At 53.8% G+C, this 6438-nt stretch carries 6 protein-coding genes; 2 read left to right on the top strand and 4 right to left on the bottom strand.

Annotation, left to right across the window (positions count from 1 at the left end; genetic code table 11):
- Positions 1-137: 137 nt before the first annotated feature.
- From G516_RS23875 to G516_RS25165, 3 genes are read right to left on the bottom strand one after another with little or no spacing between them, the layout of a single operon-like run.
- On the bottom strand, positions 138-1196 hold the full coding sequence (locus G516_RS23875) for a ketopantoate reductase family protein (RefSeq protein ID WP_028293447.1): 1059 nt from the start codon (positions 1194-1196) through the stop codon (positions 138-140).
- Positions 1197-1252: 56 nt separating this feature from the next.
- Positions 1253-2416, bottom strand: coding sequence for a RodZ family helix-turn-helix domain-containing protein (locus G516_RS0109450; RefSeq protein WP_028293448.1), 1164 nt, complete (start codon positions 2414-2416; stop codon positions 1253-1255).
- Between the two features lie 21 nt (positions 2417-2437).
- Positions 2438-2566, bottom strand: a complete 129-nt coding sequence (locus G516_RS25165) for a hypothetical protein (protein WP_281168017.1) — start codon at positions 2564-2566, stop codon at positions 2438-2440.
- Positions 2567-2888: 322 nt separating this feature from the next.
- On the opposite strand from G516_RS25165, the gene G516_RS0109465 reads away from it, so the two are divergent.
- Together G516_RS0109465 and G516_RS0109470 are read left to right on the top strand one after the other, a co-directional pair.
- The gene (locus G516_RS0109465; RefSeq protein WP_028293450.1) at positions 2889-3374 is read left to right on the top strand and encodes a YajQ family cyclic di-GMP-binding protein; all 486 of its coding nucleotides are present in this window, start codon (positions 2889-2891) and stop codon (positions 3372-3374) included.
- On the top strand, positions 3374-4768 hold the full coding sequence (locus tag G516_RS0109470) for an AmpG family muropeptide MFS transporter (protein WP_322785989.1): 1395 nt from the start codon (positions 3374-3376) through the stop codon (positions 4766-4768). Before G516_RS0109465 ends, G516_RS0109470 begins: the two co-directional genes overlap by 1 nt.
- 492 nt (positions 4769-5260) lie before the next feature.
- Here G516_RS0109470 and G516_RS0109475 read toward each other — a convergent pair whose 3' ends face one another.
- Positions 5261-6241, bottom strand: coding sequence for an IS110 family RNA-guided transposase (locus G516_RS0109475; RefSeq protein ID WP_028293452.1), 981 nt, complete (start codon positions 6239-6241; stop codon positions 5261-5263).
- Positions 6242-6438 lie beyond the last annotated feature (197 nt).

Genomic DNA, 6438 nt, shown 5'->3' on the forward strand with positions numbered 1-6438 from the left:
GATGGTCTCGCTCTTTTCGGTTTTGCTCTGTCCGGTTTTATTCGATATCGGCTCGTCTTGCCCGTCATTTGGGCCTAGCGAAGCAGAAGGGGCTGTGCGTGTATCGGGCGTTGAGGTTGAGTCAGAGCGGCGACGATTCATTGAGGCCATACCGTCAGTCCCTTGCCTTGCAGTTGCTCAGCCAGCTTACGGGTTTCCGGAATGGATGGTTGCTGTTCCTCTGGTAGCTGCGACACCTGAATCAGCAGATAGCCCAAAATATACGCCAGCTCGGTGGGGCGGCCGGCGATAATGTCTTGCAGGGTGGACGAGCGGTTAGCCGCGGTTTTTTGCGCAACAAGCGTGACCCGTTGAACGAAGTCGTCCGGCAGCTGCCATTCAAGCAGCTTACTGGCTTCCAGCACTTCATTCGCCAGAGCGAGAAAGTGCTGGTGGTAGGCCGTATTGCTAACCAACTCGCCGTTAAGGCATTGATAAAGCGCGGTCAACGGGTTGATCACAATGTTCACCGCGAGCTTGTTGATCAGCCGCTGCTGGATATCAGGCACGAATTTAAGGTGAGGAGGCAGGGGTGTATTTACCGCTAGAAGCTCTTGTCCTGGCGTTTGCAGGGCTCGGCCAACCAGTACTTCGCCAAGCCCGGCATAGCAGTAGCTTCGGACTGGATTGTCCTTATCAGGCATCAAAAAAGCACCGTCCGTTGACGTACCCAGCCACAACTCCATTGTCAGGTTTTGCTGTTGCAACCACTGCTGTACCGCCTGCTGTTGGCCCATGCCGTTTTGCAGCAGCAGAATTCGCTGAACCTTGTTCAGGGCTTCAGAGTGTTGATGCAGCGTCTGTAACGCCGTCAGCGTATGCGCTGCCTTCGTGGTTACAACCAGCCAGTCGATGGGCTGCTTTCCATCCCAGCAGGGTAACTCGAGTTCAAGCTCTGATTGTGGGGATGAGTGTGGTTCTTGGTTTAGTTCTGAAGCATGGGAGCTTGTGCCAGGGCCAAACGCAGAATCGCTGAAAGCGGAGCGGGTTGCTTCAGACAGCTGCAAGCGTCGCTGAACGTTGCAGGGCTGTCGGGCTTCGTCAGAATGGCTATTCGCAGCCTGTTTGGGAACGCAATAAACCTCGAGGCCGCGCCAATGTGCAGCCATTACCGTGCCGATGGCACCCAAACCGAGAATCGCAATGGAAGTTGTCATGATGGCTGATTATAGAGCTGCTTGAAGGAATTAACAGCACGGATGGGGAGGGGCATTCAGCCGGTGGGCTGAACCAGTTTCAGCAGTTTATCGGCTTCGCTGTCTGTGCCAGCGTTACTGGTCGGATCGGTTTCTGAGACTGTGTTCGGTGTTTCTGTGTTTGCTTCGGCGTTTGTATCGGTGTTGATGTTAGAAGGTTCGGAAGCTTCCGGTGTGGCCATTGACCCCGTCATTGCTGGAGCCGCGGAAGTAGTCACATGGGCTGCCGGCAAAATACTCTCCGGGTTTTCCAGTGCATCGGCAAAACTGGCCAGCAGTTGCTTACACAAGGATGTTGGATGATCTGCCTTGGCGCGACCTACCCAGTGCTGAAGGATATCGACGTCTTCACGGCAACAGCTTTCAATGGTTTTTAATGAATAGTGGTGTTTGTTCAGCAGCCAGGCGGCCAACGGCATCAAGCGCTGGTAAACGCGACGGTTTTTGCTGTCGGTCATATCTTCGACCGTTACACCAAAACGGCTGGCCACAATATTGACGGCTATCGCCCAGGCTTTTTCTGTTGGAATCAAATCAGACGTTGAGGCTGTTTGAATCGTGGCTTGGCTACCGACGTGGCGTTCCATCCAACGATCACGAGCCAGCGCAAGATGCATCGGCTGGTTGCCGTCGTTCAGGTTTAAGTGCGCTTTTGCGGGTTGCTCCATCACATTGATGTAATGCTGCTCACGGCGGTGACGACTGTGGCTCAGGCGGTTCAGCACCGCTTCACAATCCAGCCATGCCGGTGGCTCGTGCATTCGGTAGCAACGATCGCTGCTCCACGGGTACAGCTCAGCGCTGGGTACCTTGCCTTCAAACACCGGCAGGCGGTGAAGCTGCAACACGGTGTCCATTAAAAACGCTGATTCATCAATCGCAAGTACATCAACCTGCTCAGACAACAGTTGCTGCTTCTGACCCCAAATCGCTTCGTGGGCTTCCGATAACTGTTGCTGCAAAACTTCCACCACCGCAGGCCAATCCTGCGCGCAACGCAGCACGCAGCGAATGCTATTGGCATCCAGCAGCCAGGCAATGAGCTTGCAGTCAGGCAAGTTGGCCAGCAGGCGCGGCGCAGCCTCCAACTCAAATACCGAGCGGAAAATGGCTTGCTTGCGAGCGCCTCGGAATGTCAGTAAGTAAACACCCGGGCCATGTAACGGAAGTTTGCTGTTCATAACAAACAGAGTAGACAGTGCTTACACAAATGCCAGTGACATTTTGTGATAAATCATTTCTGGCAAATAACGGGCAATAATGACCATCGTCAGCAAGCTACCTCCCACAGGCAGCCCCAGCCCCGTGTAGGTCGGATAAGCTTGCGCCATCCGACAATGCTGTGGTGAAGACGTGTCAGATGGCAGCCGCTTCGCGTCTTTATCAGACCTACATCTCTTATTGGGCATTGGCAGCACAGACAGAGCCAAAACCGTAGGATGCATTAGCGGAACGCGTAATACATCAAAACTGTGATGGCGCGCTCAACACTCATCCGGCAGAGCCGATTTTTGATTTTCTGGCCGTACACAGGTATACAGTCCGGCTTCATCTTTAAGAACGCCGCCGGTTTTATTGCCTGAACATCATCCGTTTTATGTTCGCTTGCGGCGACCTCTATATACAGAGCTAATACCGAATCTGGAGCCAAATATGCCATCTTTTGACGTTGTATCCGAAGTCGATAAACACGAAGCCCAAAACGCCGTTGACCAAGCCAACCGCGAGCTCAGCACTCGCTTCGATTTTCGCGGTGTCGACGCCAGTTTTGAACTGAAAGAGTTCATCGTGACTCTGACTGCCAACGAAGAATTCCAGATCGAACAAATGAAGCCGATGCTTGAAGGCGCGATGATCAAGCGCAGTATCAAAGTGTCCTGTCTGGAATACAGCGACCCGAAAGGCGCAGGCAAGCAGGTAAAGGTTCAGGCTACCATGCGTCAGGGCATTGATAAGGAACTGGGCAAGAAGATGGTCAAGCTGGTGAAAGACAGCAAGCTGAAAGTACAAGCGTCTATTCAGGGCGAGACGGTACGAGTTCAGGGCAAGTCCCGCGACGACCTGCAAAACGTCATGTCCCTGTTCCGCAATGACGAATCCATCACCATGCCGTTGGCCTTCAAAAACTTCAAAGACTGATGAATCAACCCAATGAGGCAGGCCAGCAAGGCGCTGCCTCCAACTCCCTTGGCGACTGGCTGCGCGACGCCTGGCAAATTTACACCCGCAAACCCGTGATGGTCATCGCCCTGTTGGGCTTTGGCGCCGGACTGCCGTACTTGCTGGTATTCACCACTCTGACAGCGTGGCTACGGGACGCAGAAGTCGAGCGCACCACCATTGGCTTCTTTGCCTGGATTGGCATTACCTATTCCATCAAAGTGTTCTGGGCACCGGTAATCGACCGCCTGAACCTGCCTGTATTAAGCCGTTGGCTGGGGCCAAGGCGAAGCTGGATATTAGTCGGGCAGCTGGGCATTTTTGCCGGGCTTTTGTGGATGGGCTTGCTCGATCCACAGCAAGACCTCTGGGGCATTGCCGTTGCGGCCCTGATTGTTGCCTTTGCGTCTTCTACTCAGGACGTGGCGCTGGACGCCTACCGTATTGAAATCGTCGAAGACGATTATCAGGGGGCGATGTCAGCAAGCTACATCTTTGGTTATCGGGTCGCGGTGCTGTTCTCGAGCGCCGGAGCGCTCTATCTGGCCGACTGGTACAGCTGGACCTTCGCCTACACCTGCATGGCATTTCTGATGGTCGTAGGGGTTATCGCCACACTCTGGAGTGATGAACCCAAACACCTCGACGCCGAGCAGCGTGGTCGGGTAGATGCCGAACTCATCGATAAGCTTATGGGGCGGCCAATGCACCTGGCGCAGCGGCCGCCGTGGCAGCGTTGGCTGCTGGGTGCGGTTATCTGCCCGTTGCTGGAATTCTTCCAACGCAACGGCATGTTGGCGTTGTTGATTTTGGGTTTTATCGCCGTGTTCCGCCTCAGCGATATCACCATGGGCGTGATGGCCAACCCCTTCTATCTGGACCTGGGTTACAGTAAATCGGACATCGCTCGCATTGCCAAAATGTTCGGCCTCATCATGACTCTGGCGGGCTCCGCCATTTGTGGCGTGCTGGTGGTGAAGTGGGGACTGTATCGGCCGCTGCTGCTGGGAGCGATATTGGTAGCGGGTACTAACTTACTGTTTGCTCTGCTGGCGCTTACCTGGGACGGCAGCAGGCCACCGCTGAGCTGGCTGGTGCTGGTGATCAGTGCCGACAACCTCAGCGGTGGTATTGCCAGTACCGCGTTTATTGCCTACCTGTCGAGTTTGGCCAACAAGAGCTACACTGCCACGCAATACGCCTTGTTCAGCTCGTTGATGACCTTGCCCGGGAAATTTATCAGCGGGTTCTCTGGCTGGGTTGTGGACGGCTGGGGCTACACCGAGTTTTTCGTCATCGCCGCCGTGTTGGGCCTACCCGCTATTTTATTGGTGATGGTGCTGATGCGTTACCACCGAATGGGGCGATTGTAGGGCGCTGGAATATGCGGGCTTGCTGTCGATAATTGCAGGTAAGCCCGCTCCTGCGGATTTATCCTGTGTAGGTCGGATAAGCTTGCGCCATCCGACAAGGGCATCGCAAAAACGCGTCAGATGGCAGCCGCTTCGCGTCTTTATCAGACCTACGTTATCGGCTCACATCTCATGCTACTCATCGGAAGCAAGCTACCTCCCACGGCCATGTAGGGTGTGGCACGCCCAACAAAGTGCAGGTAAGCCCGCTCCTGCGGATTTATCCATAAGCTTGCGCCATCCGACAAGGGCATCGCAAAAACGCGTCAGATGGCAGCCGCTTCGCGTCTTTATCAGACCTACGTTATCAGGCCCACATCTCGTACTACTCATCGCCAGCAAGCTACCTCCCACCGCCATGTAGGGTGTGGCGCGCCCAACAAATCGCAGGCAAGCCAGCTCCTACGGAGTTATCCGGTGTAGATACCATCTCTCCTAACCGTCCTCAAGAGGCTAAATGGCCACCTGAGGACGGTATTCGCTTTGATGTTTCACAACACCAAAACAAATCTGGACCAGCTTTCGCATCGCGGCGCCTATTGCCTGCATTTTGCTTTTTCCGTTCTTCAGCAAGCGTTCGTATTGCGCCCTAATGTCCGGATTATGCTGGATCGATGTCACCGCTGGCATGTACAACTTGGCTCGTATTTTCGGCGAACCCTGTTTGCTCAAGCGGCTTTTTCCTCTCCACGTTCCAGACTCCTGGATTCGGGGGATTAAGCCAATATAAGCCGCTAACTGACCTGCCTGCTGGAACGATCGGCCATGTATCACACTGAGCATGGTCCGCGACACAACCTTTCCTACTCCCGGGATGCTCTCCATCAAAGCCCGGTCTTTTTTCAGCTGTGGGTGGCGATCGATGTGGTCATCGATATCACTCTCCAGGCGTTTCTTCTCAGTCTGTAACTGTTCGATCAGGATATGAAGTGACTTGATGACTCGCTCTGAAGCGCGATTGAACTCGGCTTTTTCAAGACGGTTTTGTGAGCGCTGAATATCTTTCTCCAGAGCTTCAATATGACCGTTCAAAGCCTTGAGTTCTCTGGCCTCTGGAGGTTCTGGCTGCCACGGATCAGGCTTAATAAGATAGCCGTACTTCGCTAGTACGACGCTGTCTTTTGCGTCGGTTTTATGGGTGTTGCCAAGGCTGTTGGCAAACTCTTTGGTGCGGGCGGGATTTGCCACGCAGACCCGAACACCTGCTTCAAAAAGTGCGTAGGCCACGACTTCGTGATAGATGCCGGTGGCTTCCATCACAACTAAAATTTCGTTGGGATCAGTGCTGACATTCTTGCTCAGCCACTGAACCAGTGCTTTATGACCTGAGCTGGTGTTGTCGTGCTTCTTGCTTTTGATTTTTCCTGTCGCGGGATCTCGCAACCAGGTGCAATCCAATTTGGCTTTGCTGACATCAATACCGACGTAGTGCATCTCTCATTACCCTTGTCCATTCAGCGTCACTGTCGAGCAGGCGCTTGGATACCATTCAATGTGTAGAGAAATCAGAACCCGGGAGTCAATCTACAAAGCGGCATCAAAGTGCCAAGGTCCGATTCAACTTCACCGGGTTCTGTGGAACCTTTAGTAGCTAACCAAAGATCCCTGGAGAGATACAAGGTCGGATAAGC

Origin of the sequence: Oceanobacter kriegii DSM 6294 (assembly GCF_000422845.1) — a bacterium.
GTDB lineage: Bacteria > Pseudomonadota > Gammaproteobacteria > Pseudomonadales > Oceanobacteraceae > Oceanobacter > Oceanobacter kriegii.